Below are 26,898 nucleotides of genomic sequence, written 5' to 3'. Positions count from 1 at the left end.
GCGGACCCATCTGGGAATTCGGGGGCCCCGGGGTGTAAAGTCACGCAGCAGGAACACCTGATATCAGGTTCCTATCCACTACGGATCGTCGGGCACGTACCTGCCCGTGGAAAGGAATATGGCTATGGCCACCGTTAGTTACCGCGACGCCTCCCGGGTCTACCCCGGCACCGATCGCCCCGCCGTCGACAAGCTCAGCCTCGAGATCGAGGACGGCGAGTTCATGGTTCTCGTCGGCCCCTCGGGTTGCGGCAAGTCCACCTCCCTCCGGATGCTGGCCGGCCTCGAAGAGGTCAACTCCGGCTCCATCTACATCGGCGACCGCGATGTCACCGACCTTCCCCCGAAGGACCGCGACATCGCCATGGTTTTCCAGAACTACGCGCTGTACCCCCACATGACCGTTGCTGACAACATGGGCTTCGCGCTCAAGATGCAGAACGTGCCCAAGGCGGACCGCGAGAAGCGCGTCCAGGAGGCCGCCAAGCTGCTCGGCCTTGAGGACTTCCTCAGCCGCAAGCCGAAGGCCCTCTCCGGCGGCCAGCGTCAGCGCGTCGCCATGGGTCGCGCCATCGTGCGCCAGCCCCAGGTCTTCCTCATGGACGAGCCGCTGTCGAACCTGGACGCCAAGCTCCGGGTCTCCACCCGCACCCAGATCGCCGCGCTCCAGCAGCGCCTCGGCGTCACCACCGTCTACGTCACGCACGACCAGGTCGAGGCCATGACGATGGGTGACCGTGTCGCGGTGATGAAGGACGGCATCCTGCAGCAGGTCGACACCCCGCTGGCCCTCTACGACGCGCCGAAGAACCTCTTCGTCGCCGGCTTCATCGGCTCCCCGGCCATGAACCTGATCTCCGGCAAGCGCGTCGAGGACGGCGTGCAGGTCGGCGACTACGTCGTGCGGATCCCGCGTGACACCCTCAACAAGGCGGCCGGCGGCGAGGACACCCTCACCATCGGCATCCGTCCCGAGGCGTTCCGCGTCGCGGAGGAGGGCATCGGCCTCCACATCGCCGTCGTCGAGGAGCTCGGAGCGGACTCGTTCCTCTACGGCACCCTTGCCAGTTCCCACGAGGACGAGATCGTGAGCGAGCAGCAGTTCGTCGCCCGCGTCGGCGCCCGTACCGCACCCCACAAGGGTGAGGTCGTCCGCCTCTCCGCCGCGCCGGACCAGGTGCACGTGTTCAGCAACAAGACTGAAGAGCGTCTCTCCTGACAGCGAAACAGCACTGACGTGGAGCCCCGGTTCGCCGGGGCTCCACTATTTTTGGGCGATGACGGCATGACGAGAGGAACGCGATGGCAGAGCTTGGCCGATGGACCCAGGGGATGCGCGCGGGGCTGGGCGTGGACCCGGCCCACGGCGCCGTCGTCCCCCCGCTGTACCTGAGCAGCAACTTCACCTTCGCGGGGTTCGACGAGCCCCGCGAGTACGACTACACCCGCTCCGGCAACCCCACCCGGGATCTGCTCAACGAGGCCCTGGCCACGCTGGAGGGCGGGGCCGGGGCCACCACCGTCGCCACCGGCCTGGCGGCCATCACGCTCGTGGCGGAGGCGTTCGTGCCGGCCGGGGGGCGCGTCGTCGTCCAACACGACGCGTACGGCGGCACGTGGCGGCTGTTCAGCTTCCTGGCCTCGCAGGGGCGCTTCGAGGTGGAGTTCGTGGACTTCAACGACGACGCCGCCTTCGATGCGGCGATGGACCGGTCCCCGGCCCTGGTGTGGATCGAGACGCCGTCGAACCCGCTCCTGCGGATCACGGACCTCGCCGATGCCGCCGCCCGGGCGCACGCCGTCGGGGCGCTGGTCGCGGCGGACAACACGTTCCTCTCGCCCCTGCTGCAGCGCCCGCTCGAGCACGGTGTGGACATCGTCATCCACTCCACCACCAAGTTCATCAACGGGCATTCGGACGTGGTGGGGGGCGTGGCGGTCGCCGCAGACCCTGAGGTCCACGCCCGGCTGCGGCTGTGGGCCAACGCCCTCGGGCTCACCGCGAGCCCGTTCGACGCGTACCTCACGCTTCGCGGGCTCCGCACCCTCGACGCCCGCCTGCGTGTGCACGCCGCCAACACCTCGGCCCTGGTGGCGCTCCTGGACGGCCACCCGGCGGTCGAGGCGCTGCACTACCCGGGGCTGGCGGCTCACCCGGGCCACGAGGTCGCGGCGAGGCAGCAGGCCGGATTCGGCTCCCTGATCTCGGTGGACCTGGCCGGCGGCGTCGGCGCCGTCCGCCGCTTCCTGGACGGCCTGCAGATCTTCCACCTCGCCGAATCGCTGGGCGGCGTGGAGTCCCTGGTGTGTCACCCGGAGACCATGACGCACGCCGGGATGACCATCGAAGCTCGCGAGACCGCCGGCATCGGCGGCGGCCTGCTCCGCCTGAGCGTCGGCATCGAGTCCGAGGCGGATCTGGTGGCCGTGGTGGCCGAGGCGCTGAAGCGCGCCGGAGCGTGACCAGAGACTAGACTCACCCCGTGCCCAGGTTCCTCGCTGCCAAGCCGGATGCGGACCTCCTCCAGTTGCCCTGGCAGGTCCCGCTCGTCGACTGGCCGGCGCGCCACCTCGTCGCACTCCCCCGAGGCATCTCGCGCCACGTGGTGCGCTTCATCACCGTCGGGGAGGAGATCTTCGCAGCCAAGGAGATCCTGGAAGAGGTGGCGGTGCAGGAGTACCGCATGCTCACCGAGCTGAAGCGGCTGGGCGTTCCCTCGGTGGACCCCGTGGGCGTGGTCCTCGGGCGGGCGGACTCCGCCGGTGACCATCTGGACCCCATCCTGCTGACCCGGCACCTGCCGTTCTCGTTGCCGTACCGCTCCCTGTTCTACCCGGGCGTCAAGCACGAGACGGTCAACCGGCTGCTCGACGCGATGGTGGCGCTGTTCGCACGTCTCCACCTCACCGGCTTCTACTGGGGCGACGTGTCGCTGTCCAACATCCTGTTCAGGCGCGACGCCGGCGAATTCGCCGCCTACCTCGTCGACGCTGAGACCGGCGAGCTGCACGACACCCTCACGCATGGGCAGCGCGCGCACGACCTCCAGATCGCGCGCACCAACCTCTTCGGCGAGTTCCTCGACCTCGAGGCCGGCGGCATCCTGGACAGCTCACTGGACCCGAAGTGGCTGGTCACCACCATCGAGGACCGCTACCAGCAACTGTGGGCCGAGCTCACCGGCGAGGAGGAGTTCGACGGTTCTGAGCTGTACCGCCTCGAGGGGCGGGTGCGCCGCCTCAACGCGCTGGGCTTCGACGTGGCCGAGATCGACGTCGACACCTCTGCCGACGGCCGCACCATCCGGATGCGGCCCAAGGTGGTGGAGGCCGGGCATCACACGCGCCGCCTCATGCGGCTCACCGGCCTGGATTCCGAGGAGCACCAGGCCAGGCGGCTCCTCAACGACATGGACACCTACCGCGCCAAGACAGCCCCGCACGCCCCCGAGTCGGTGGCGGCGCACAAGTGGCTGGTCGAGGTGTTCGAGCCGGCGGTCACCCGAATCCCGGCGGACCTGCGCGCCAAACGCGACGCGGCGCAGTTCTTCCACGAGGTGCTGGACTACCGCTGGTACCAGTCGCAGCGCGAGAACCGCGAGGTGCCCACCGAGGAGGCGGCGGCCGGGTACATCCATGAGGTGCTCACGCAGCTGCCAGACGAGCAGATGGTCAACGTCGATCCGGTGGGCGGCGAGCTGGCCAACAAGTACGACCCCTCACACGGCTACGTCGACGACAACGACGAGAAGCCCTACGACCCGTGGGAGGACGGCGCCAACGACCCGGAGATCCCGGTGATGGCCGGCTTCGACATCAATGCGCTGCGCGCGAAGGCCGCAGCGAAGAAGTCGAAGGGCTGAGGCCCGGGCCGCCGCCGGCCCGCTAACGCCTGCGTGCGTGCAGCCGCTCGATGAGCCCGTGGTGCAGGCGGTCCGAGTCGACGATCTGCAGTCCCATGGCCTCGACGACGAGGCGCGGGCGGCGGGTCCAGTGCTCGCCCTGCAGGGGGATGGTGACGGCCTCGAGGAGCCACTGCACGGCACGCAGCGCCGGGTTCGTGGAGCCCACATGATCGGCGAGCAGGAGGCTTCCACCCGGCCGCAGGACGCGCACCATCTCCTCGACCCCCCGTCGGTGATCGGCGAATCCGCACAGCGAGTACGTGCACACCACTGCGTCGAAGCTGCCGTCGCCGAACGGGAGATCCTGCCCGTCCGCTATCAGCGAGTCCACCGACAGGCCCAGCCGCTCGATCCTGCGGCGTGCCACCCTCAGCATCCCCTCGCTCAGCTCGACCGCAGTCAGGTCCGTTCCGGGACCGTAGTACGGCAGGCTGAGCCCCGTCCCGACGGCCACCTCCAGCACGTCGCCCTTCGCGCGCTCAGCAACCCACGCGCGGCTCTCCGCCAGGAAACGGCGCTCCATGGGCGCGATCATGGCGTCGAACCGCTCGGCGCCCTCGTCCCAGTGCTGACGGAGCCGGTCCTCGCGTGCTTTCGACATGGGTCAAGTACACCAGCCCACCGGCGTCAGCTGCAGCCCTCCGCGCCGCAGGCTTCGCCCGTGCCGCCGTCGATGGTGATGAGGCTCGGCGTCCGCTCCGACCATGAGACCTCGAGCGCCTGCAGGAACACCTCCGGCGGTTGCGCCCCCGAGACGCCGTACTTGCCGTCGAACACGAAGAACGGGACGCCGCGCACGCCGATCGCGGCGGCCTCGGCGACGTCGCGGCCCACGGCGGCGTCGAGGGCCTCGGAGTCGACCGCGGCGCGCGCCTCCTCCCCGGGCAGCCCCGCCGTCAGCGCGAGCCCGACCAGCACGTCGGCGTCACCGATGTCGCGGCCGCCCTCGAAGTGTGCGGAGAGCAGTGCCTCCTTCAGGCGCCCCGTCCTGGTGCCGCCGTCGGCCGCATCGGCCAGTTTGGCCGCCTGCAGGACGCGGTGCGCCCGGCGGGAGTTGGCCACCACGAGGTTGTCGAAGTCGTACTCCAGCCCCTCGCCGCGGGCCTGCTCCGACACGTGCCTGATCATCTCCTCGACGGTGTGGGCGGGGATTCCCTTCGCCGCGACGAGGTACTCCACCTCGGAGCGATGGTCATGCTGGGGCAGCGTGGGGTCGAGTTGGTAGCTTCGCCACTGGACCGTCACCTGCTCGCGCTGCGGGAACTCGGCCATCGCCCTCTCGAAGCGGCGCTTACCGATGAAGCACCAGGGGCAGGCGATGTCGGACCAGATCTGAACGTCAAGACTCACGGTCACATGATAGTGCATGTTTCAACCAGATCCGCGCGGCGAACCGGCGGCCCGGCCAGTAGACTCACCTGTTGTGACGCTCAAGATCTATGACACCGCGACCCGCTCAGTGCGGGACTTCGTGCCACTCGGCGACGGCACGGTGTCGATCTACCACTGCGGGCTCACCGTGCAGGCGTCGCCGCACCTCGGGCACATCCGCAAGGAGGTCGTCTTCGACGTGCTGCGTCGCTGGTTGGAGCACAAGGGCCTCAGCGTCACCGTCGTGGCCAATGTGACCGACATCGACGACAAGATCCTCGCCAAGTCCGCCGAGGCCGGCGTGGAGTGGTTCGCCCACGCCTACCACTTCGAGCGCGAACTCCACGACGCGTACGCCTCCTTGGGCTGCAAGCCCCCCACCTACGAGCCGCGCGCCACCGGCCACATCCCCGAGATGATCGAGCTCATGGGCACCCTCGTCGAGCGCGGCCACGCCTACGCGGCCCCCGACGGCTCGGGTGACGTGTACTTCGACGTCAAGTCCTGGCCCCGCTACGGCGAGCTGAGCGGGCAGAAGGTCGACGAGATGGAGCCCGCGGCGGACGCGGATCCCCGCGGCAAACGCGACCCTCGCGACTTCGCCCTGTGGAAGGGCCACAAGGAGGGCGAGCCCCTGACCGCGTCGTGGCCCTCGCCCTGGGGTCGCGGCCGCCCGGGCTGGCACCTCGAGTGCTCCGCGATGGCGGGCAAGTACCTCGGCGACACCTTCGACATCCACGGCGGCGGCGTGGACCTGCGCTTCCCGCACCACGAGAACGAGTTGGCGCAGTCCGCTGCGGCCGGCAAGGGGTTCGCGCGGTACTGGATGCACAACGCGTGGGTCACCATGGCGGGCGAGAAGATGAGCAAGTCGCTCGGGAACACCGCCCTGGTCTCCGAGGTCACGAAGACCTACAACCCCCGCGCGGTCCGCTTCTTCCTGCTCGCACCTCACTATCGCTCCACCATCGAGTTCTCCCCGGCCGACGAGGGGACCCGCGGCTCCCTGACCGAGGCGGAGAAGGCGATCGAGCGGATCGACTCCTTCCTCGACCGGGCCGCGGAACACGTCGCCGGCGACTGGCACGCCTCACGAGCCCACCGCCTGCCCCAGTACCGCGCCTTCGAGGAGGCCATGGACGACGATCTGGGCACCCCGGCGGCCACTGCCGCCCTGTTCGACGCCGTACGAGGCGGCAACCAGGCCCTCACATCGGGCGACCCCGAGCAGATCGCGGACCACTACTTCGCGGTCAGCGCGATGCTGAATGTCTTCGGCATCCACCCTGAGGCCGACGAATGGGCTGGCCAGTCCACGGGCAGCGACCTGACCCCCGTCGTCGACGGCCTCGTCGCCGCGCTGCTCGAGCAGCGCGCCAAGGCCCGCCAGGCGAAGGACTGGGCCGCCGCGGACACCATCCGCGACACTCTCGCAGGCCTCGGCCTCGTGATCACAGACACTCCCACCGGCCCCCGGTGGAGCTTGGAGAAGAAGTAGATGGCAGGCAACTCATCGCGCCGCGGCGCGACCAGCAAGGGCAAGAACAAGGCGGCGGGCTCCGGCGGCCGGGTCCGGCGTGCGCTCGAGGGTCGCGGCCCCACCCCCAAGGCGGAGGATCGCCCCTACCACAAGGCGTACAAGGCCAAGCAGATGGCGCAGCGCCAGCAGGCGGGCCGGCCCAGGACGTCGAAGGCGCCCGCCGGTGCGGACTGGGTGGTGGGACGCAACCCGGTCTTCGAGGCGCTGACGGCCGGCCTGCCGGTGAAGCAGGCCTACGTCGCCGAGGGCGCCGAACGCGACGACCGCCTCCGCGACATCCTCAAGTTCACGGCCGAGCACGGGATCCCGCTGCTTCAGGTGACCCGCGCCGAGCTGGACCGGGTCACCGGCGGACTCGTGCACCAGGGCGTGGCCGTACAGCTGCCGGCCTACGAGTACGCGGACCACGAGGACGTGCTGGCCGATGCGCTGGACCTCGACGGCATCGTCGTGGCCCTGGACGGCATCACGGATCCCCGCAACCTCGGCGCCATCATCCGGTCAGCGGCGGCCTTCGGGGCGCAGGGCATCATCATCCCGTCGCGACGCTCGGCGTCGATGACCGCCACGGCGTGGAAGACCTCCGCGGGGGCAGCCGCGCGGCTGCCGATCGCCATGGCCACCAACCTCAACCGCGCGCTGGAGCAGGCGTCGAAGATGGGCTTCACCATCGTCGGCCTTGCCGGCGAAGCTGAGATCCCGGTTTCAGGCGTCCCGGGCGTCGACGGGCCACTGGTCATCGTCGTCGGCTCGGAGGACGAGGGCTTGGCGCGCCTGGTGCGTGAGCACTGCGACGCACTGGTGTCGATTCCCATTGCACGCGGTGTGGAATCTCTGAACGCGTCGGTCGCGGCCGCCGTGGCGCTGTACGAGGTGACGCAGCAGCGCGCGGGGATCACCCCGTCGGAGTGACGTCCAGCCGCCGGCCTCGAGGATGCCTCGGGCCGGCGGGGGGACTAGATTTGGACCCACACCCGCACACCCAAGGAGAACAGTGAGCGATCTCGAGTCGGTCTCGTCGGCCTACCGGACCCTTCTGGGCATGATCGAGAAGGTGGAGCCCCGCATCGCCCAGGCGACGCGGCAGGAACTCACCGATCAGCGCGCGTCGCTGAAGCTCATCGCGTCCGAGAACTACGCCAGCCTCCCAGTGCTCGCCACCATGGGCACCTGGCTCAGCGACAAGTACGCCGAGGGCACCGTCGGCCACCGCTTCTACGCGGGCTGCCAGAACGTGGACACGGTGGAGGCCGTCGCCGCCGAACACGCGCGCGAGCTGTTCGGCGCCGAATACGCCTACGTTCAGCCACACTCCGGCATCGACGCGAACCTCACCGCGTACTGGGCCATCCTGGCGCACAAGATCGAGTCCCCCGCGCTGGCCGAGTTCGGCGCGAAGGGCGTGGCGGAGCTGTCCGAGGCGGACTGGGAGACCCTACGTCGACGCTTCGGCGACCAGCGGCTGCTCGGCATGTCACTCGACGCCGGCGGACACCTCACGCACGGCTTCCGCCCCAACGTGTCGGGCAAGATGTTCCACCAGCGCTCCTACGGCACGGATCCGGAGACCCAGCTCCTGGACTACGACGCGCTCGCGGCTCAGGCGCGCGAGTTCAAGCCGCTGATCCTCGTGGCCGGCTACTCCGCCTACCCACGGCGCGTGAACTTCGCCACGATGCGCGAGATCGCCGACGAGGTGGGCGCCGTGCTCATGGTGGACATGGCGCACTTCGCCGGACTCGTGGCCGGCAAGGTGTTCACCGGCGACGAGGACCCGGTGCCCCACGCCCACGTCGTGACCACCACCACGCACAAGTCCCTGCGCGGCCCGCGCGGCGGCATGGTGCTGGCCACCGAGGAGTTCGCGCCGTCCGTGGATCGCGGCTGCCCGCTCGTCCTGGGCGGCCCGCTCTCCCACGTCATGGCCGCGAAGGCCGTGGCGCTCGCGGAGGCCCGCACCGCCGAGTTCCGGACCTACGCCCAGAATGTGGCGGACAACGCGAAGGCGCTGGCCGAGGGGCTCCTCCGTCGTGGGGTGAGCCTGGTCTCCGGCGGCACGGACAACCACATCGTGCTGATGGACGTCCGCTCCTTCGGGCTGACCGGCCGCCAGGCAGAGGCCGCCCTGCTCGAGTCCGGCATCGTGACCAACCGCAACGCCGTCCCCCATGATCCCAACGGCGCCTGGTACACCACCGGCGTGCGGCTCGGCACCCCGGCGCTCACCTCGCGCGGCTTCACGCAGTCGGACATGGACGCGGTGGCGGACATGATCGCCGGCGTCCTGTCGTCGACCACCCCCACGACGACCAGCGCGGGCGCGCCGAGCAAGGCGAAGTACGAACTCACCGACGACGCCCGCAGCGGCTCACTGGCCGAGGCCGAGCGCCTGCTGCGGATGCACCCGCTGTACCCCGGCTTCGAGATCTGAGGTCAGCGCGAGTACAACGCGCCCTGGACGGTGTGGATGAACTGCGTCATCGACGCGGGTAGGTCCTGCAGGTGCCACGTGCCCGGCGCGTGGTACCAGTCCAGGGCGTCGGGGTCCGGGATGGTGTCGTCGTCGTCAGCCGCGACCATGGCGTCCAGCCACCGCTCCTTGCCGCCCAGCACGACGGTGTAGCCCAGCAGCCGCGAGATCTCGTCCAGCTCGCGCCCCCGAGGCATCTCCGTCGTGGGGTGCGTCGCCAGCAGCGCCGACAGCGCCTGGAGTCCGGTGAGGAGCGCGGCGCCGGCGGCTGTGCGGCGCGGCATGCGGTCCGCCACGCCGACGACGGCGCCGCCCACAGCGAGCAGCACCAGCGCCACCAGCCCGAGGGTGGTGAACGCGACGAGGGCGACGGCCGCGATGAACGCGAGGCCGAGCACGACGTAGCCGCGGGTCCGCCACGAGGACCTGGTGGAATCGGGTCGCTGCTCGAACCAGCCGCGCGCCACCACGTCGTCGTAGAGCGCGTCCTGGATCCGGTCGATGCGCCCCTCGCCCAACCTGGCCGCGAGGCCCGACACCAGCTTCTGCTCGCCCACCGGAGCCACCGCATCCAGCAGCTCACGCTCGAAGCGCGCCAGGTCCTCCGGCGATGCCGCGGTGCGCTCCAGTGCCCAGTCCAGCAGCCCGTGGCTGGGGCGCGGCAGTTCGGTGATCCGCAGGTGTCCGCGCACCGCGAGGTCCACGAGGCTGGCGGTGATGTCCACCGGGTCCACCCGCTCATCTGCGACGGTGCCCACGTGTCCGGGCCGCACCCCCTCGGGAACCCGGAACACCGACTCCCCGTGGCCCACGGGCGCGAACGATGCGATGGCGCGCGGCGCCGCGGGGTCGAGGTCGCGGCCGGCGCGGCGGTGCAGGAGGGTGACGAGCGCCGCGCCCAGAAGCGCCGTGCCCAGAGCGGCCAGCACCGCCGGCCACGACACCTCGAAGGCCCGGTCGAGGCTCCAGCGTTCGGCGACGTCCGCCGTCGCCGCCACCGCCTCAGCCGGGTATGCGACGCTCAGCACCACCTCGTCGCCGGCGGCGCGGGGACCGTCCTGGAAGGAGGGCGTGGGCTGATCGAACGTGCCGCCGCTCAACGCGGCACACCGCCCCACGCTCCCGGGCGGGCCGGCCACGCAGTCCATGAGTTGCTGGGTGGCCGGCCCCTCGACGGTGCCAGCCACGTGCGCGAGCGCCACGGGCATCCCCTGGATCAGCGGCCACTCCAGCAGCGTCAGCGCACCGTCCTGACCCTGTTCGGCGCGGGTGGCTCCGTGCACCTCGTAGGACACGGTGACCGCCCCGGGGCCGTCGACGCCGACGCGGATCTCCACCTGGGTGGCGGTGGTCGTGGTGGACAGGTCGGCGCTCTGGCCGCCGACGGTGGCGGTGATGTCCGAAATCCGGTACCGGTGGTAGGAGGAGCCGTCGATGTCGCGGCGCAGCGCCAGCACCTGGGTCAGCTCGTCCAACGGGCCGTCGAAGGTGAGGGTCTGGGTGACGCGCAGCGTGCCGTCCCCCTGCACGACGGCCGCGACCTCGGCGGAGGCGCCGCCGTCGTCCGCCAGGGCCGCCTGCGGTGCCCCGAGCAGCAGCGCGACGGCGGCGCTCAGCAATGCCCACCCCGCACGGACCGCAGTCACCGCATGACCATGGCCACGGCGATGGCCGCGACCCCCTCGCCCCGCCCGGTCAGCCCGAGGCCGTCGGTGGTGGTGGCGCTCAGCGTGACCGGCGCCCCGACGGCGGCGCTCAGCGCCAACTCGGCCTCGGCCCGGCGCGATGCGAGCCGGGGCCGGTTCCCGATCACCTGGACCGAGACGTTGCCGATGGTGAATCCCGCGGCCCGGACGCGGCGCGCGGTCTCCGTGAGGAAGGCGATACCGCTCGCGCCCGCCCACTGCGGCTCCGAGGTCCCGTAGTTGCTTCCGAGGTCCCCGAGGCCGGAGGCGCTGAACAGCGCGTCGCAGGCGGCGTGGGCCGCGACGTCGCCGTCGGAGTGTCCGGCCAGGCCGGCCGGCTCGTCGGGGAAGTGCAGGCCGGCCACCCACATCGCGACGCCCGGCTCGAGCCGGTGCACGTCTGTGCCGATACCCACGCGTGTCATGCGCTCCCCCTGTCGCCGGCGTGAACGGAGCGGTGGCGCTCCGCGAGGATGGCCTGGGCCAGGATGAGGTCTACCGGCTCGGTGATCTTCATGGCGTCCCGGTGGCCCCCGACCAGCGTGACGTGCAGGCCCACGTGTTCGCAGGCGGCGGCGTCGTCGGTGACCTCCACGCCTTCCTGCGCGACCCTCTGGTGCGCGTCGCGCAGCTGCCCGTAGCGGGCGCCCTGTGGCGTCTGCACCGCCCGCAACGGCGACCGGTCCACCACCACGGACGCGTGATGGCCGATGCGTCGGATGGAGTCCACGACCGGGACCACCGGGACGACCACGTCGTCACCGGCGGCGACGGCGTCCGCGACGGCGCGGACCACGGCCGCGGGCACCAGCGCCCGGGCGGCGTCGTGCACGAGAACCACCGCGTCGTCGGCGACGGCGAGCGCATCCAGCCCGAGCCGGACCGATTCCTGGCGGGTTGCGCCGCCCCGCACAGTGCGGACGGGGACCGCCGCGCCCGCGAGGGACTGGGTGAACTCCCGGTCCCGCCCGGCGGGGATGGTGACGACGATCTGCGTCACGCCGCCGTCGGCCAGGGCGTCCACGGCGCGGCGCACCAGCGCGATCCCGTCGAGCTCGACGAGCGCCTTCGGCAGCGCGGCCCCGAACCGGGAACCAGAACCGGCCGCCACCACAACGGCGACGACCGGCGTATCAAGATGTGACACCTGGGTCTGTTTTCAGGAGGCGAGGACCTCGTCGAGCATGACCTCGGCCTTGTCCTCGTCGGTGCGCTCGGCGAGCGCGAGTTCGGCGATCAGGATGGTGCGGGCCTTGGCCAGCATCCGCTTCTCGCCTGCGGAGAGGCCCTTGTCGCGGTCACGGCGCCACAGGTCTCGGACGACCTCGGACACCTTGATCACGTTGCCGGAGTGCAGCTTCTCCATGTTGGCCTTGAACCGGCGGGACCAGTTCGACGGCTCCTCGGTGTGCTCAGCACGAAGGACCGCGAACACCTTCTCCAATCCGTCGGCATCAACCACGTCACGAACGCCCACCAGGTCCAGATTGCAGGCCGGTACGCTGATCACAAGGTCGTTTTGTCCGATGACGCGGAGGACCAGGTACAGCCTGTCCTCACCTTTGATGGTCTTGTTCTCGATGTCTTCAATGACAGCCGTCCCATGATTGGGGTAGACCACCGTTTCACCGATCGAAAAAGTCATTCTCACTGACCCCTTTCCAAGACCCAATTCTAGCAGCCCGCCCACCCATGGCCCAGACGACGATTCTTAGCCGACCCCGAACCGCCCCGGTGGATGCTTCGTGGTACACGCCTCGCTGTTCCGGTTAGGATGTGCCTAGCCCACGCCCCCACAGCCGGAGGACACATGAGCAGCACCCTGCGCCGCACCGCGGCCCTCGTCGCCACAGCGGCGCTCGCCGTCTCGATGAGCGCGTGCACCGCCGGGCAGTGGGAGTACGCCGCGCCGCCCGCCGCAGGCGTACAGAAGGACGAGGGCGGCCTGAAGCTGCGCAACGTGCTCGTCGTCACCGACGGCGAAGGCAAGGGCATGATCCTGGGCGGCATCGCGTCACGGGATGAGGCGGCCACCGTCGTGGGGCTCGGATACGCGGCTGAGAAGGACGACGGCAGCTACGGCGAACTCAACGCCGTCGCGTTCGAGGCGGACATCCCCAAGGGCAAGACGATCATCCTCGACGGCGCGGACACCTCGTTCAACAGCTCCGAGCTGCTGATCGGGCGCCTCGCCCGCGTGGCAGTGGTGTTCGAGAGCGGGGAGCGCGTGATCCTCACGGTGCCGGTTGTGTCAGCCGAGCACGCGGACTTCGCCGACGCGTGGCAACAGGCCAACGCCTGAGGCGTCAGCCCTCGTACTTGTAGCCCAGGCCCCGCACGGTGATGAGCCGCTGCGGGTTCGCCGGGTCGCGTTCGATCTTGGACCGCAGCCGCTTGATGTGCACGTCGAGGGTCTTGGTGTCGCCCACGTAGTCGCTGCCCCAGATCCGGTCGATGAGCTGGCCCCTGGTCATGACACGGCCGGCGTTGCGCAGCAGCAGCTCCAGCAGCTCGAACTCCCGCAGCGCGAACCGCACGTCCACGCCGTCGACATTGACCTGATGGCGCTCCACGTCGATGCGGACACCGTCGACCTCCACCACCTCGGGAAGGAGCACCTGGTCCTGCCCGCGGCGCAGGACGGCGCGGATACGCGCGACGAGTTCCCTGTGGCTGAACGGTTTGGTCACGTAGTCGTCGGCGCCGAGTTCGAGCCCCACCACCTTGTCCACCTCCGAGTCCCGGGCGGTGACCATGACGATGGCCACGTTGCCACGCGACCTCAGCTGGCGGCACACCTCCACGCCGGGGATGCCCGGCATCATGAGGTCCAGCAGCACCAGGTCCGCGCCGGACTTGTCGAATTCGGCCAGCCCCTCGGCGCCGTCGGCGGCGGTGACCACATCGAAGCCCTCCTTGCGCAGCATGAAGCTGGTGGCGTCGCGGTAGGAATCCTCGTCCTCGATGATCAGGATGCGGGTCACCTAGTCCTCCTCGTCGGTGTCGGTGGGGTCCGGCCCCAGATAGGCCGGAAGGCGGAGGGTGAACGTGGAGCCCTGCCCTGGCCGCGACCATACCCGGACGGTGCCGGCGTGGGCGTTGGCGATGTGCCGGACGATGGACAGGCCGAGGCCGGTGCCGCCGCTGTGCCGGGACCGGCCGTAGTCCACGCGGTAGAAGCGCTCGAAGATGCGCTCCTGGTCCTCGGGCTTGATGCCGATGCCGTTGTCGGAGACCTTGATCTCGACGAACTGGTCCCCGTCTGCGGTGACGGGCAGGATGCTCAGCGTGACCCGGGCCCTCTCGTCGGAGTAGTTGATGGCGTTCTGGATGAGATTGGTGACGGCGTCGGCGAGCTGGAACCAGTCCCCGAGGATGCGTGCGTGGGTGGTGCGCGCGAGGATCAGACTCACGCCCCGCTGGTTGGCGCGCTCCTGCGAGCGGGAGATGGCCTCGCCCACCACCTCGGCGACGTCCACCACCTCGCGGCTGAGCAGAGGGTCCGTGGACTGGAGGCGCGACAGGTCGATGATCTGGTTGACCAGTTCTGCCAGCCGAGAGGTCTCGAGCTGCATGCGGTGGACGAAACGCTGCACGGACTCCGGGTCGTCCTTGGCGGCCTCGACGGCTTCCGCCAGCACCGAGATGGCGCCGATGGGGGTCTTCAGCTCGTGGGAGATGTTGGCGACGAAGTCCCGACGGACAGCCTCCACGCGCTTATGGGTGGACTCGTCGTCGGCGATGACGAGGACGTTCTCGTCGACCATCGGGGCGATCCGCGTGCTGAGCTCGAGGCGCTCGGCGCCGGGATGCAGCTCCCGCACGACGGGACCCCGGAACGGCTGCTGGGAGGCGCGAACCTCCCGGACGCGCTCGAGGAGTTCGGGGAAGCCCACGCGGCTGCCCCTGGCGAGGCCGAGCGCGACCCCCGGCTCGTTGACCATGAGGATCTCGTCGTGGGGGCCGACGAGGACCGCCCCCGAGTGCAGCGTGTCCAGCACGTCGTGAAGTTCCCGCGAGGCCTTGTCCGCCATGCGCCGGGCCTCCAACTGGTCCCAGCTCTGTCTGCCCCTGATCAACATGTACGCGAACAGGCAGCCGATCAGGGCCACGCCAGCCCCGATGAGTCCGGCGAGGGCTGGGTGCATGCCGCCATCATATGGCGGGCGCGACGTGAGGACCCACGCAGGGTTACCCCGCGGCAATCCTCTCCCCAGCTCTTCACCGCGCGTTCACCAGCGGTTCACCCGCACGCCATGCCCGGCTACCCGGCCTGGCTATCGTTCGTGACGGTCCTGCCCCGGCTAGACTGGCCGATGACCTGACACGCAAGGAGCACAGCACATGCGCACCAGCTACCACGAGGAGCTCGATTCCATCCTCGACCGCCTTGTCCACATGGCGGAGATGGTGGAGACGGCCATCAGCGAGTCGTCGGAGTCGCTGCTGACCGCGGACCTGGAACGCGCCGAGGCTGTGATCAGCAACGACGTCGAACTGGACAAGATGCATGAGGAGATGGAGTACAAGTGCCTCTCTCTGCTCGCCCTCCAGGCCCCCGTCGCCGGGGAGCTGCGGATCATCGTCTCCGCCATCCGCGTCGTCTTCGAACTTGCGCGCATGGGTGACCTGGCGGCGCACGTGGCCAAGATCGCGCGCCTGCGGTACCCGGCCAACGCGGTGCCGGACCAGTTCACCGAGAGCTTCCGCGAGATGGCCGCCATCGCGCTCGAGATCGTCACGCTCGCCCGCCGCTCCCTGCAGGACCGCGACGCCCTGGGCGCCCACCGCCTGGTGGAGATCGACGAACGGATGGACGTCCTGCGCCGCGAGCAGTTCACCGCCATGCTGGCGGAGGGCACGGACATCTCCATCGAGGGCGCCGTCGACGTGGCGCTGTTGGGCCGCTATTTCGAGCGCTTCGCTGACCACGCCGTCGCGGTGGGTCGGCGCGTGATCTACATCATCACCGGTGACGTTCCCGAGGGCGAGGACTGGCCCAACGCCTGAGATTCCCGCACGGCCGGCGCATCCCTTGGGGGGCGCCGGCCGTTCCCGTCCCTGCCCACCACCACCGCCGACCTCGCCTGTAGGGTTGGGCGCATGACCGCGAAGTTGATCCTGCTCCGCCACGGCGAGAGCGAGTGGAACGCCAAGAACCTGTTCACCGGCTGGGTGGACGTGGACATCAATGAGAAGGGCGTGGAGGAGGCCAAGGCCGCCGCCGGCCTGCTCCAGGCCGAAGACCTGCTGCCGGACGTCCTGCACACCTCCCTGCTGCGCCGGGCCATCCACACCGCCAACATCGCGTTGGACGGCTGCGACCGGCACTGGATCCCCGTCAAGCGCCACTGGCGGCTCAACGAGCGCCACTACGGCGCGCTGCAGGGCAAGAACAAGGCCGAGACGTTGGCACAGTACGGCGAGGAGCAGTTCATGCTGTGGCGTCGCAGCTACGACACCCCGCCGCCGCCCATCGACGTCGACGACCAGTTCTCACAACACCACGACCCCCGCTACGCGGACATCCCGGAGGCGGACCGCCCTCGGACGGAGTGCCTGAAGGACGTCGTCAACCGCATGCTGCCGTACTGGGAGGCGCACATCGTGCCGGACCTGGCCGAGGGCAAGACGGTGCTCGTGACGGCGCACGGCAACTCGCTGCGCGCGCTGGTCAAGCACCTGGACGGTATCTCGGACGAGGACATCGCGGGCCTCAACATCCCCACCGGCATCCCGCTGTACTACGAGCTGGACGAGGACTTCAAGCCCGTCACGCCCGGCGGCCGCTACCTGGACCCCGAGGCCGCGAGGGCCTCGATCGAGGCTGTGAAGAACCAAGGCAAGAAGTGAGCTTGGTGGGGCGCCCCGACGGGCGCCCCACCCTCACTCCCTGAGGAGCACCGCGTCGCGCAGCGACCGCAGGGTGTGTCTCGAAGTGTTGTGTCGCGCAGCACCCCAGGAACCGGTGGCCAATACAGTGAGCCCCATGAAGACTGCACTGGTGACGGGCGCGAGCTCGGGAATCGGCGCCGCGACGGCGCGACTGCTGGCTGACGCGGGCTACCGCGTGATCTGCGCCGCTCGTCGCACGGACCGCATTGAGTCCCTCGCTGCCGAGATCGGCGGCGTCGCCGTCGAATGCGACATCACCCGCGACGACGACGTGGCCCGGCTCGCCGAGGCGGCGGGCGACTCCCTCGACGTTCTGATCAACAACGCCGGTGGCGCGCTGGGCCTGGAGCCGGTGCGCGACGCCGACCTCGGCGCCTGGTCGACCATGATCCAGACCAACCTCCTGGGCACCACCCGCGTGACGAAGGCCCTCCTGCCTGCGCTGACCACGGCAGAGGGCGTCATCGTGTTCGTCACGTCGACAGCGGCCGACAGCGGCTACGAGGGCGGCGCCGGGTACTGCGCCGCGAAGGCGGCCGAGCGCGCCGTCGTCGAGTCCCTGCGCCTCGAGCTGTACGACGTGCCGGTGCGGATCACGGAGATCTGCCCCGGGATGGTCCGTACGGACGAGTTCGCGCTGACCCGGTTCGGGGGCGACGCGGAGCGCGCCGCCAAGGTCTACGACGGCGTCGCCGAGCCGCTGACCGCCGAGGATGTGGCGGACGCGATCGTCTGGATGGCCACCCGGCCCGGTCACGTCAACGTGGATCGGCTGACCATCCGGCCACGCGCCCAGGCGGCGCAGCACAAGGTCCACCGGCAGGGTTAGGGCCTGCGGCGGCGCATCTTGTCGAGCCAGGAGGCGTGGGGTTCGTGGAACCGGTCGTCGGTCACCTCAGCAGCAGCGGCATCACCCTCGTCGTCCTGGCGCTTGCGACGCAGCCGGACAAAGGCCCGGAAGAACTGCGCTGCCCGCTCGGACTCGCTGGCGACCACGCGACCGTCCGCCGTGGCCCACTCGATGTCGCCGGCCGAACGCTCGCCTGTCCTGATGTCGATGAGGTCACCCAGATAGCGGAAGATCACCGCGAGGACGGCGGCCACCGGCACCGCGAGGAACGCGCCGATGATCCCGAACCACACGCCGCCGAGCAGCACCGCCAACAGCACCGCGACGGGGTGCAGCTTCATCACGCGCGACTGCAGCATGGGCTGGAGAACGTTGCCCTCAACCTGCTGGACGAGGACGATCAGGCCAAGCACCAGGAGGGCCGTGGTGAAGTCGTTGGACACGATGGCCACGAGCACCGCCACCGCCCCCGCCGTCACGGCACCGATCATGGGGATGAAACCCGCCATGAACGTGATGATGGCCAGGGGAAACGCCAGCGGCACGCCGAGAACCGCCAAGCCGAAGCCGATGAGCACCGCGTCGACGAAGCTGACGATGGCCTGGGTCCGGATGTAGCCGGACACGGTTCGCCACATCCGCGTCAGCAGCTCGGTGGCGTGGAAGCCGGCGCGACGGCCCACGACCTTGCGCGTCCAGCCGAGGAAGTGCACACCGTCCTTGAGAAAGAAGAAGCTGAGCACGAGCATCAGGAGCAGCGTGACGACCACGTTGCCGATGCTGCCGCCGAAGCTCAGTGCCTGGGACAGGATGTCGCCGCTGCGGGACTGCAGGTAGTCGAGTCCCTGGGTGATCCACTCGTCGAGTTGCTCGTCGCGCAGGTTGAGGGGCGGGCCGGCCGCCCACTGCTGGAGGCGCCGCACGCCCTGTACGGTCTGGGAGGCCAGGGTGGGCCACTGCGAGGCGACGCTGGGCGCGATGATCGCGATGAGGCCCGCGAGGATGCCCACGCCGCCCAGGAGTGAGATGGCGGCCCCGAGCGCGTAGGGCAGGCCGACCCTCTTCAGGGCGGCGGTGGCGGGCCACAGCACCGAGGTGAGGAGCAGCGCGAGCAACACGGGCAGGACACCGTCCCAGAACTGGCCGAACACCCATCCGATCACGGCCAGCGCCAGGGCGATGAGGATGAAGCGACCCGCCCACAGGGCGAGCCAGCGTCCCCCGGCGCCGATCACGTCTGACCTGTCAACGGGTTCGGATGGATCGGGCGCGGACAGGGCATCCATCGGATCGATCGGCTTCGCCACCTCCACGACGGCATCTGAGTCCGCGAGAGTGGCACCGGGTGGCGGCGCACTGCCGGCGGGTGGGGACAGCGGGGGGGTTTCGTCCGCGTGCGGAGCCTCGTCGTGGTGGGGCACCCGTCCTCCTTCAGTCACGGCCCCGAGCGCGGGGCTGGTCTGACGTTCAGCGTAGCGGGCCCACCGATCCCCTTTGTTCAGGCGGCGTCGCGGAGGATCCCTGCCACCTCGTCGCGGGTGAGGACGATCGGGTTGCCCTTCATCGAGCTGCCCTTGAGGGCGGCTTCGACGACGGCGTCGTGGTCCTCACCGGCCAGGCCGAGCTCGGCCAATCCGGGGAGCTCGAGCCGGGCGTGCAGCTCGCCCAACCAGTCGTCGAGCGCCTCCAGGGACCACTCGCCCGTGAGCGCCATGGCGGCGTCGGCGTACCTGGCCAAGGCGGGATTCTCCGGCTCGCGCCCGCGCATGGCGGCGATGTTGGCCCGTGTGGCGACCCGCAGCAGCGCGGCGCAGATCGCGCCGTGCGGCGCCCCGGTCACGCCCCCGAGGGGGCCTGCGAGCCCGTGCACGGCGCCCAGCTTCGCGTTGGCCAGCGACAGCCCGCCCATGAGGGAGCAGTACGCCATGTCCGTGCGCGCCTCGAGGTTCTCGCCGTCCTCGACGGCGGCCGCCAGGCCCCGCGCAGCTGCGCGCAGACCGGAGGTGGCCAGCGCGTCGACCATCGGGTTCGCGAGGCGCGACGTGAGCGGCTCCAGACACTGGGTAAGGGCGTCCATGCCGGACTGGGCGGTGACCAGAGGGGGGCAGGAGAGCGTGAGTACGGGATCGACGAGCGCCACCGTCGCGAGCATCGACGGGCCGCGGAGGGAGACCTTCACCCGGTGTTCGGTGGAGGTGAGCACGGCATTGGCGGTCACCTCGGAGCCCGTGCCCGACGTGGTGGGCAGCGCGATGAACGGCAGCGCCCGGTGGGGCAGCGGGTGTCCGCCTCCGATGACCTCGGCGTGGTCCATGGGGTCGGTGTCTCCGGCCGCCAGCGCGGCGACGGCCTTCGCGAGGTCGAGGACCGCTCCCCCGCCGATCCCGATCACGTGGTCCGCCTTGGCCGAGCGCGCGGCGTCGAGGGCGGCGCGGGCGTCGTCGAAGCTGGGCTCGCCGGAGAGGGCGAAGGAGCCGACGGCGGACACGTCGCGCAGGACCTCTGCGTGGCGATGGGTGTTGCGGCCCGTGAGCAGGAACGGCCGCTCTCCGAGGCGGCGACTGTGCTGTGGCAGTTCCGCCGCCACCCCCACCCCGAACCGGATCGACGTGGCGGTGGCGAAGGTGAACTCGGTCATGTGGTCAAGCCTGCCAGACAGGCGGCGGCGCGGCAGCGGAAAGCCCCGGGATGCTCACGCACCCGGGGCTCGCCGTCGTCGTAGAAGGGCTGGTCAGAACTCGATGAGAGCCTGTCCGCCCTGGACCGCGTCGCCGGGGGCGACGAGGATGGCCGAGACCACTCCCGCCGCCGGAGCGGTGATCTCGGTTTCCATCTTCATGGCCTCCAGGAGCAGCAGGACCTGCCCGGCCTCGATCTCGTCTCCGACGTTGACCAGCACGCGCGCGACCGAACCGGCCAGCGGCGCCACGACGGCGTTGGAGCTGACGGCGGACACGGACGCCTTCGTCGGGATCGGGTTGGCGCCCGCGTTGACGCCGATGATGACGGGGCCGAGCCCTTGACGCTCTTCCTCCTCGACCTCGACGTCGATCTCGTATTCCGTCTCGTTGACGGTGACCTTGAGTTTCATTGGTTCTCCTGTGGCTGTGTCAGCGAACGTGGGGGACGGACCGGTCGTGGACGCGGGCACGGCTGGCCGCCGCCCACCTGGTCTGCGACCCGTAGCGGATGGCGCGCACCTTGGCCTTGTGGCCGAAGTACGCCGCCACCGCGGCGCCGATGGCGATCAGGTCGTTCTCCGGGATCTGGCGGCAGTCCTCCAGCACGGCGACCTGCGCCTCGAGGACCGCGACCTTCTCCACGAGGGCCGCGACCGTTGCCTGCAACTCCTGCAGCGTGGTGTCTTCCATCTCGAATCCGATCAGGCCGGGCCGAGGCCGTGCTTCTTGGCGGGGCGCACTTCGCGCTTGCCGACGAGCAGCTCCAGGGCCATGGCGATCTCGCGACGGGTGTCGGCGGGATCGATGATGTCGTCCACCAGGCCACGGCTGGCAGCCATGTAGGGGGTGGAGAACGTCTCGCGGTACTCCTCGACCAGTTCGGCGCGACGCGTGGCCTTGTCCTCGGCCGCGTCGATCTCGCGGCGGAACACGACGTTGGCCGCACCTTCGGCGCCCATGACGGCGATCTCCGCCGTCGGCCACGCGAACACCTTGTCCGCGCCAAGGTCCTTCGAGCACATTGCCAGGTAGGCGCCGCCGTAGGCCTTGCGGAGCACGACGGTGATCTTCGGGACGGTGGCAGCCGAGTAGGCGTAGAGCATCTTGGCGCCGTGGCGGATGATGCCGTTGTGCTCCTGGGCGACGCCGGGGAGGAAGCCGGGGACGTCGACGAGGTTCACCACAGGGATGTTGAAGGCGTTGCAGAAGCGGACGAACTTGCTCGCCTTGTCCGAGGAGTCGATGTCCAGCACGCCGGACATGACGCTCGGCTGGTTCGCGATGATGCCGATGGTGCGGCCCACGATCCGGCCGAAGCCCACGACGATGTTCTTGGCCCAGCCGGCCTGCACCTCGAGGAAGTCCGCGTGATCCACGATCTCAGCGATGACCTCGCGGACGTCGTAGCCCTTGTTGCCCTGCACGGGGATGATGTCGCGCAGCTTGGGGTTGGGCTCCACCACGTCGTCTGGATCGACGATGGGGGCATCCTCGGTGTTGTTCTGCGGCAGGAAGCTCAGCAGCTTCTGGGCGATCAGGATGGCCTGCTCGTCGTCGTCGGCCACGAAGTGCACCACGCCGGAGCGGGCCATGTGAGCGTCGGCGCCGCCGAGATCGTCCTGGGAGACGTCCTCGCCGGTGACCTGCTTGATCACGCCGGGGCCGGTGATGAACATGTGGGCCTTGCGCGTCTGGATGATGAAGTCCGTCAGCGCGGGCGAGTAGGCGGCACCACCGGCGCAGGGGCCGGCGATGATCGAGATCTGCGGCACCGCGCCCGAGAGCAGGACGTTGGCGTAGAACACCTTGCCGTACCCGGAGAGCGAATCGATGCCCTCCTGGACGCGGGCGCCGCCCGAGTCGTTGATGAACACGAACGGCGTGCCGGTGGTCAGCGACGCCTTCAGGGTCTCGGTGACCTTGATGGAGTGCGCCTCACCCGCGGAGCCGCCCATGACGGTGAAGTCCTGGCTGGCAAGGTGCACCGGGCGGCCCATCACGGAGGCGGATCCGGTGACCACACCGTCGGCCGGCATGTCCGCCTGGTCCATCCCGAAGGTGGTGGTGCGGTTGCGGCGGAAGGCGCCGGTCTCCTGGAAGGAGCCGTCGTCGACGAGGGCGGAGATGCGCTCGCGCGCGGTCAGCTTGCCCTTGTCGCGGTGCTTCTGCAGCTTGCTCTCGCCGCCGCCGGCGTGGACGTGGGCCCGCTTCTCGGCCAGCTGCTCGAGGCGCTCGGCCATCGTGTGTTGCTTGGTCATCTGCAGGCTCCTCAGACTGGCTCGACGGCGACGTGGTGCTCGCGCCCGGCGAGCGTCACCTTGTACTTGATGGGACCGGTGATGCCCTGGTGCGACGCCGTGGCGGCGGTCTTCTCCGCGTTCATCTGCTCGGGCGTCTTGGCGACACTCTTGGGGCCCTCGTCGCGGATCTTGAAGAAGGCCGGCGCGACACCCGGGAACATCGCGTTGGTCAGCACATCCTCCTCCGAGCCGTCGAAGCCCTCCAGCGCCTGTGCCTGCTTGTTCAGCTCGTCCCATTCGGGCTTGAGGTGGTCCGCGGGCCGGCCGGTGATGATGTCCTTCTTGGTCTGCTTCTGCGCCATCTCGATGACCTCGGGGTTGCGGTCCCCGAGGCACTCGCCGTAGTAGCCGAGCATGAGGTCGGCGAACTCGCCGGTCATCACCTTGTAGCGGCCCATGAGGACGTTGAACACGGCCTGCGAGCCGACGATCTGGGACGAGGGGGTGACCAGCGGCGGGTGGCCGGCATCAGCCTTGACCCGCGGGACCTCTTCCATCACCTCGCGGATGCGGTCTCCCGCGCCCTGGGCCTTGAGCTGGGACTCCATGTTGGAGAGCATCCCGCCGGGGATCTGGGACAGGAAGATGTCGGTGTCCACCAGGGTGGCCGACTCGAATTCCTTGTACTTGGGGCGGACGCCGGCGAAGTGGTCGCGGATCTTCAGGAGTCGATCCATGTCCAGGCCGGTGGTGTACCCGGTGCCCTCGAGCATCGCGACGAGCGACTCCGTGGGGTTGTGGCCGGGGCCGAGCGACATCGACGAGATGGCGCTGTCCACGACGTCCGCGCCGGCCTCGATGGCCTTCATCAGCGACACCAGCGTGACGCCGGTGGTGGCGTGGCAGTGGACGTTGATCTGGACGTCGCCGTAGGTCTCCTTGATGCCGCGCACGATGTCGTAGGCGGGCTGCGGCTGCAGCAGCGCGGCCATGTCCTTCAAGGCGATGGACTCGGCACCCATGTCGATCAGCTGGCCGGCGAGCTTGATGTAGCCCTCGACGGTGTGGACCGGGGAGATGGTGTAGCAGATGGTGCCCTGGGCGTGCTTGCCCACCTTCTTCACCGCGGCCATGGCGTGGGCCATGTTGCGGGGGTCGTTGAGGGCGTCGAAAACCCGGAAGACGTCCATGCCGTTCTCGGCGGACTTCTCCACGAACGTCTCCACGACCATGTCCTCGTAGTGGCGGTAACCGAGGAGGTTCTGGCCGCGCAGCAACATCTGCAGACGCGCGTTGGGCATCAACTCGCGGAAGGTGCGTAGGCGCTTCCAGGGGTCCTCGTTCAGGAATCGGATGCACGCGTCGAACGTCGCGCCACCCCAGCATTCGACCGACCAGTAACCGGCCTGGTCGATGTCTTCGCACGCGCCGACCATGTCCTCCATGGCCATGCGGGTCGCCATCAAACTCTGATGCGCGTCGCGGAGTACAAGCTCCGTCACGCCGATCTTTCGGGCAGTCATAAGGTAATCCAACCACGGGCCCGGACCTCCTGGAACGGCACCCCCGAGATAATCGGTCGGACCAACCTCGTGTACGCTGCTGGACCTTGCGTGCGTCGGCATCGATCCTAGTAGGCGGGGTTCTGGCGACGTCGACGGACGGGCCGCCAGCACCTTCCCAGCGTGAGCGAGGCGCATGGTCCGGCGGGCGCACCTCGCCCTGCGGCCGACAGATTGAGCCGCTGATCGCGCCGGTTGTGCAAGCGGGCCGGAGCCCGGCCAGGCTGCCGTGATCAACTTCCGGTATTCCCTGGGCCGACGATCCCCGACCCAGGACGCCCATCACCGGAGATGCCATGATCGAGAAGCTGACGACGTTGGAGAAGGCCGCCCTGCTGAGCGGCAAGAACGTCTGGGAGTCCCGTGATCTTCCCCGGCACGGCATCGCCTCATTCTTCATGGCCGACGGCCCGCACGGCGTCCGCAAGCAGGTTGGTTCCGGCGACCACCTGGGGCTCAACGCCTCCGAGCCGGCGACGTGCTTCCCCACCTCCGCGACGGTGGCCTGCAGCTGGGACGTCGACCTGGCGGACGAGGTGGGTCACGCCCTGGGCCGCGAGGCCCGCGCCCTGGACGTCGACGTCCTCCTCGGCCCCGGCCTCAACCTCAAGCGCAGCCCTCTCGGCGGGCGCAACTTCGAGTACTTCTCGGAGGACCCCTACCTCAGCGGGAAGCTGGCCGCGGCCTATGTGCGTGGGATTCAGGCCGAGGGCGTCGCCGCGACCCCGAAGCACTTCGCCGTGAACAGCCAGGAGCTGCGCCGCATGGCGTCTGACTCCGTCGTCGACGAGCGGACGCTGCGCGAGCTGTACCTCACCGCCTTCGAGATCGTCGTGCGTGAGTCCTCACCCAGGGCGCTGATGAGCTCTTACAACCTGGTCAACGGCACGTATGCCCACGAGCACCGCCATCTGCTCACCGACGTCCTGCGTGACGAATGGGGCTTCGACGGCGTGGTGATCAGCGACTGGGGCGGCAGCAACGACCCCGTGGCCGCCGTCAATGCGGGCGCGAACCTCGAGATGCCCGCCCCTGGGCTGGACTCTGTGCGCCAGCTGGTGGAGGCCGTCCGTGACGGCCTCGTGACCGAGGCGGACGTCACGGCCCGCGCGGCCGAGGTGGTGCGGCTGGCCATCGGGGCCCGCCGGACGCCGCGCACGGAGATCGACCGCGACGCCCACCACGGCCTCGCCCGCCGCGCCGCCGAGGAATCGATGGTCCTCCTCCGCAACGAGGGCGGCATCCTCCCGCTGGCCGCCGGCACACGGGTGGCGCTGATCGGCGACATGGCCGACACCCCCCGGTACCAGGGCGCCGGCTCCTCGGCGGTCAACCCGACGCGCCTCAGCAGCGCACGGGAGGCGATCGCGGCCAGTGGCCTCGATCTCGCCGCCTACGCTCAGGGCTACCGTCGCCACTCCCCCGTCGACCACGCCCTCGAGAGCGAGGCGGCTACCGCGGCCGGGTCCGCGGACGTGGTCGTGTTGTACCTCGGCCTCGACGAGATCAGTGAGTCCGAGGGCGTCGACCGTCGCCACATCGACCTGCCCGAGGCGCAACTGTCCTTGCTGCGGGCGGTGGCCGCCGCAAACCCCGCCGTCGTCGTGGTGCTGAGCGCCGGGTCCGTGGTCGACATGGCCTGGGCCGGCCAGACGCGCGCAGTGCTGCACGGGTACCTGTCGGGGCAGGCGGGCGCCGAGGCGGCGATGCGCGTGCTCACCGGTGACGTCACGCCGTCGGGCAAGCTCGCCGAGACCTACCCGATGTCGCTGATCGACACCCCTACCTTCGGGCGCTTCCCGGCCGAGGGCCGCACCAGCGTGTACCGCGAGGGTCTCTTCGTCGGCTACCGCCATGCGGAGGCCGCCGGGCGCGCCGTCCGCTACCCGTTCGGCCACGGGCTCAGCTACACCACCTTCGGATACTCGGACCTGCACCTCACAGACGCCGGCGCAGAGTTCACGCTCACCAACACCGGAAGCGTCGCGGGCGCGGAGGTCGCGCAGCTGTACGTCTCGATGCCGGCCAGCAGCGTCGTCCGGCCGGACCAGGAGCTCAAGGGGTTCGTCAAGGTTCACCTCGCTCCCGGCGAGTCCCGTCGCGTCACGATCGCGTTCGACCGCTACACCTGGCGGCACTTCGACGCCGCTACCGGAGCGTGGGTGACCGAGGACGGCGCACGTCGCGTCGTCATCGGAGCCGGCTCCGCCGATCCACGCCTGAGCGGCGAACTGCGCGTCGACGGCGTGAGCCTCAGCCCCACTGTCGACGCCGCGACACTGCGCCGGGCCATGCTGCGCGGCCTCACCGACGACGAGTTCATCAACCTGTTCGGCCTCACGGTGCCGCGGGAGGTCACCTCCGGCGACCTCGACCGCAACGACCCACTCGGCGACCTGCAGCGGGCCCGCAGCCCGCTCGCCCGGTTCGCGCACTGGGTGCTGGCCACCCTGCGCAGCCGAAGCGAGGCCAAGGGCGAGCCAGACCTCAACATCCAGTTCATGTACAACATGCCCTTCCGGGCGATCGGGAAGATGACCAACGGCATGGTCAGCGACGAGATGGTCGACGGCATCGTCACCCTCGTCAACGGCCACCACCTCCGCGGGCTGCGGGCCGTCATCGGCGGATTCCTCCGCAACCGGCGCACCGCCAAGGACCTCACCCGCCAGCTCACCGAAGCCCGCTGACCACCCAAG

25 protein-coding genes are annotated in these 26,898 nt (G+C 69.8%); 11 read left to right on the top strand and 14 right to left on the bottom strand.

Annotated elements, in window-relative coordinates:
* Positions 1-124 precede the first annotated feature (124 nt).
* From ACZK5N_RS08795 to ACZK5N_RS08785, 3 genes are all read left to right on the top strand, one after another.
* Positions 125-1,219 carry an ABC transporter ATP-binding protein gene (locus ACZK5N_RS08795; protein WP_459018911.1) on the top strand — a complete coding sequence of 365 codons (1,095 nt, stop codon included), beginning with the start codon at positions 125-127 and terminating at the stop codon, positions 1,217-1,219.
* An 83-nt stretch (positions 1,220-1,302) separates the two neighbouring features.
* Positions 1,303-2,463 carry a cystathionine gamma-synthase gene (gene metB / locus ACZK5N_RS08790; protein WP_459018910.1) on the top strand — a complete coding sequence of 387 codons (1,161 nt, stop codon included), beginning with the start codon at positions 1,303-1,305 and terminating at the stop codon, positions 2,461-2,463.
* Between the two features lie 20 nt (positions 2,464-2,483).
* Entirely contained in the window at positions 2,484-3,863 is a 1,380-nt protein-coding gene (locus ACZK5N_RS08785) for a DUF4032 domain-containing protein (RefSeq protein WP_459018909.1), read from the top strand.
* Between the two features lie 22 nt (positions 3,864-3,885).
* On the opposite strand, the gene ACZK5N_RS08780 is transcribed toward ACZK5N_RS08785, so the two are convergent.
* Together ACZK5N_RS08780 and ACZK5N_RS08775 are read right to left on the bottom strand one after the other, a co-directional pair.
* Positions 3,886-4,506 carry a class I SAM-dependent methyltransferase gene (locus tag ACZK5N_RS08780; RefSeq protein ID WP_459018908.1) on the bottom strand — a complete coding sequence of 207 codons (621 nt, stop codon included), beginning with the start codon at positions 4,504-4,506 and terminating at the stop codon, positions 3,886-3,888.
* 26 nt (positions 4,507-4,532) lie between these two features.
* Entirely contained in the window at positions 4,533-5,255 is a 723-nt protein-coding gene (locus ACZK5N_RS08775) for a DsbA family oxidoreductase (RefSeq protein WP_459018907.1), read from the bottom strand.
* Between the two features lie 73 nt (positions 5,256-5,328).
* Here ACZK5N_RS08775 and cysS point away from each other — a divergent pair, with 73 nt between their 5' ends.
* The 3 genes from cysS (at position 5,329) to ACZK5N_RS08760 (ending at position 9,247) form a co-directional block, all read left to right on the top strand.
* A complete protein-coding gene (gene cysS / locus ACZK5N_RS08770; RefSeq protein ID WP_459018906.1) occupies positions 5,329-6,774 on the top strand; it encodes a cysteine--tRNA ligase in 1,446 nt (481 codons plus the stop codon).
* Positions 6,775-7,728, top strand: coding sequence for a 23S rRNA (guanosine(2251)-2'-O)-methyltransferase RlmB (gene rlmB / locus ACZK5N_RS08765; RefSeq protein ID WP_459018905.1), 954 nt, complete (start codon positions 6,775-6,777; stop codon positions 7,726-7,728). It begins immediately after the preceding gene.
* A gap of 82 nt (positions 7,729-7,810) precedes the next feature.
* Positions 7,811-9,247, top strand: coding sequence for a glycine hydroxymethyltransferase (locus ACZK5N_RS08760; protein ID WP_459018904.1), 1,437 nt, complete (start codon positions 7,811-7,813; stop codon positions 9,245-9,247).
* Between the two features lie 2 nt (positions 9,248-9,249).
* On the opposite strand, the gene ACZK5N_RS08755 is transcribed toward ACZK5N_RS08760, so the two are convergent.
* Genes ACZK5N_RS08755 through ACZK5N_RS08740 form a run of 4 tightly spaced genes read right to left on the bottom strand, consistent with a single transcriptional unit; the run spans position 9,250 to position 12,616 of the window.
* Positions 9,250-10,932 (bottom strand): DUF2207 family protein, encoded by a 1,683-nt coding sequence (locus tag ACZK5N_RS08755; protein WP_459018903.1) that lies wholly within the window; start codon positions 10,930-10,932, stop codon positions 9,250-9,252.
* The gene (gene ispF / locus ACZK5N_RS08750) at positions 10,929-11,396 is read right to left on the bottom strand and encodes a 2-C-methyl-D-erythritol 2,4-cyclodiphosphate synthase (RefSeq protein WP_459018902.1); all 468 of its coding nucleotides are present in this window, start codon (positions 11,394-11,396) and stop codon (positions 10,929-10,931) included. The genes ACZK5N_RS08755 and ispF overlap by 4 nt, the downstream gene beginning before the upstream one ends.
* A complete protein-coding gene (gene ispD / locus ACZK5N_RS08745) occupies positions 11,393-12,118 on the bottom strand; it encodes a 2-C-methyl-D-erythritol 4-phosphate cytidylyltransferase (RefSeq protein ID WP_459018901.1) in 726 nt (241 codons plus the stop codon). The genes ispF and ispD overlap by 4 nt, the downstream gene beginning before the upstream one ends.
* 12 nt (positions 12,119-12,130) lie before the next feature.
* Complete coding sequence (locus tag ACZK5N_RS08740) at positions 12,131-12,616, bottom strand: CarD family transcriptional regulator (protein WP_459018900.1); 486 nt, start codon at positions 12,614-12,616, stop codon at positions 12,131-12,133.
* A 165-nt stretch (positions 12,617-12,781) separates the two neighbouring features.
* On the opposite strand from ACZK5N_RS08740, the gene ACZK5N_RS08735 reads away from it, so the two are divergent.
* Complete coding sequence (locus ACZK5N_RS08735) at positions 12,782-13,273, top strand: hypothetical protein (RefSeq protein ID WP_459018899.1); 492 nt, start codon at positions 12,782-12,784, stop codon at positions 13,271-13,273.
* Positions 13,274-13,277: 4 nt separating this feature from the next.
* Here the strand turns inward: ACZK5N_RS08735 and ACZK5N_RS08730 are convergent, their stop codons facing one another.
* A complete protein-coding gene (locus ACZK5N_RS08730) occupies positions 13,278-13,955 on the bottom strand; it encodes a response regulator (RefSeq protein WP_459018898.1) in 678 nt (225 codons plus the stop codon).
* Positions 13,956-15,119 (bottom strand): sensor histidine kinase, encoded by a 1,164-nt coding sequence (locus ACZK5N_RS08725; protein WP_459018897.1) that lies wholly within the window; start codon positions 15,117-15,119, stop codon positions 13,956-13,958.
* 196 nt (positions 15,120-15,315) lie between these two features.
* Here ACZK5N_RS08725 and phoU point away from each other — a divergent pair, with 196 nt between their 5' ends.
* From phoU to ACZK5N_RS08710, 3 genes are all read left to right on the top strand, one after another.
* Complete coding sequence (phoU, locus tag ACZK5N_RS08720; protein WP_459018896.1) at positions 15,316-15,981, top strand: phosphate signaling complex protein PhoU; 666 nt, start codon at positions 15,316-15,318, stop codon at positions 15,979-15,981.
* A gap of 93 nt (positions 15,982-16,074) precedes the next feature.
* Positions 16,075-16,824: a phosphoglyceromutase gene (locus ACZK5N_RS08715; protein ID WP_459018895.1), complete on the top strand. Its 750-nt coding sequence runs from the start codon at positions 16,075-16,077 to the stop codon at positions 16,822-16,824.
* Between the two features lie 136 nt (positions 16,825-16,960).
* On the top strand, positions 16,961-17,695 hold the full coding sequence (locus ACZK5N_RS08710; RefSeq protein ID WP_459018894.1) for an SDR family oxidoreductase: 735 nt from the start codon (positions 16,961-16,963) through the stop codon (positions 17,693-17,695).
* On the opposite strand, the gene ACZK5N_RS08705 is transcribed toward ACZK5N_RS08710, so the two are convergent.
* The 6 genes from ACZK5N_RS08705 to ACZK5N_RS08680 all read right to left on the bottom strand — a co-directional run bounded on the left by ACZK5N_RS08705 (position 17,692) and on the right by ACZK5N_RS08680 (position 24,160).
* Complete coding sequence (locus tag ACZK5N_RS08705) at positions 17,692-19,137, bottom strand: AI-2E family transporter (protein WP_459018893.1); 1,446 nt, start codon at positions 19,135-19,137, stop codon at positions 17,692-17,694. The two genes, ACZK5N_RS08710 and ACZK5N_RS08705, sit on opposite strands and share 4 nt — an antisense overlap.
* Positions 19,138-19,214: 77 nt before the next feature.
* Positions 19,215-20,354, bottom strand: a complete 1,140-nt coding sequence (locus ACZK5N_RS08700) for an iron-containing alcohol dehydrogenase (RefSeq protein WP_459018892.1) — start codon at positions 20,352-20,354, stop codon at positions 19,215-19,217.
* Positions 20,355-20,447: 93 nt separating this feature from the next.
* Complete coding sequence (locus tag ACZK5N_RS08695) at positions 20,448-20,807, bottom strand: biotin/lipoyl-containing protein (RefSeq protein WP_459018891.1); 360 nt, start codon at positions 20,805-20,807, stop codon at positions 20,448-20,450.
* Between the two features lie 19 nt (positions 20,808-20,826).
* The gene (locus tag ACZK5N_RS08690; protein ID WP_459018890.1) at positions 20,827-21,087 is read right to left on the bottom strand and encodes a hypothetical protein; all 261 of its coding nucleotides are present in this window, start codon (positions 21,085-21,087) and stop codon (positions 20,827-20,829) included.
* Positions 21,088-21,098: 11 nt separating this feature from the next.
* Positions 21,099-22,655, bottom strand: a complete 1,557-nt coding sequence (locus ACZK5N_RS08685) for an acyl-CoA carboxylase subunit beta (protein WP_459018889.1) — start codon at positions 22,653-22,655, stop codon at positions 21,099-21,101.
* 11 nt (positions 22,656-22,666) lie between these two features.
* On the bottom strand, positions 22,667-24,160 hold the full coding sequence (locus ACZK5N_RS08680; RefSeq protein ID WP_459018888.1) for a methylmalonyl-CoA carboxytransferase subunit 5S: 1,494 nt from the start codon (positions 24,158-24,160) through the stop codon (positions 22,667-22,669).
* Between the two features lie 335 nt (positions 24,161-24,495).
* Between ACZK5N_RS08680 and ACZK5N_RS08675 the strand changes: the two genes are divergently transcribed.
* Positions 24,496-26,889 carry a glycoside hydrolase family 3 C-terminal domain-containing protein gene (locus ACZK5N_RS08675; protein ID WP_459018887.1) on the top strand — a complete coding sequence of 798 codons (2,394 nt, stop codon included), beginning with the start codon at positions 24,496-24,498 and terminating at the stop codon, positions 26,887-26,889.
* The last annotated feature ends 9 nt before the right edge of the window (positions 26,890-26,898 follow it).

This window comes from Tessaracoccus pujii (assembly GCF_055326215.1).
This window is presented reverse-complemented; position numbering and strand designations above follow the sequence as displayed.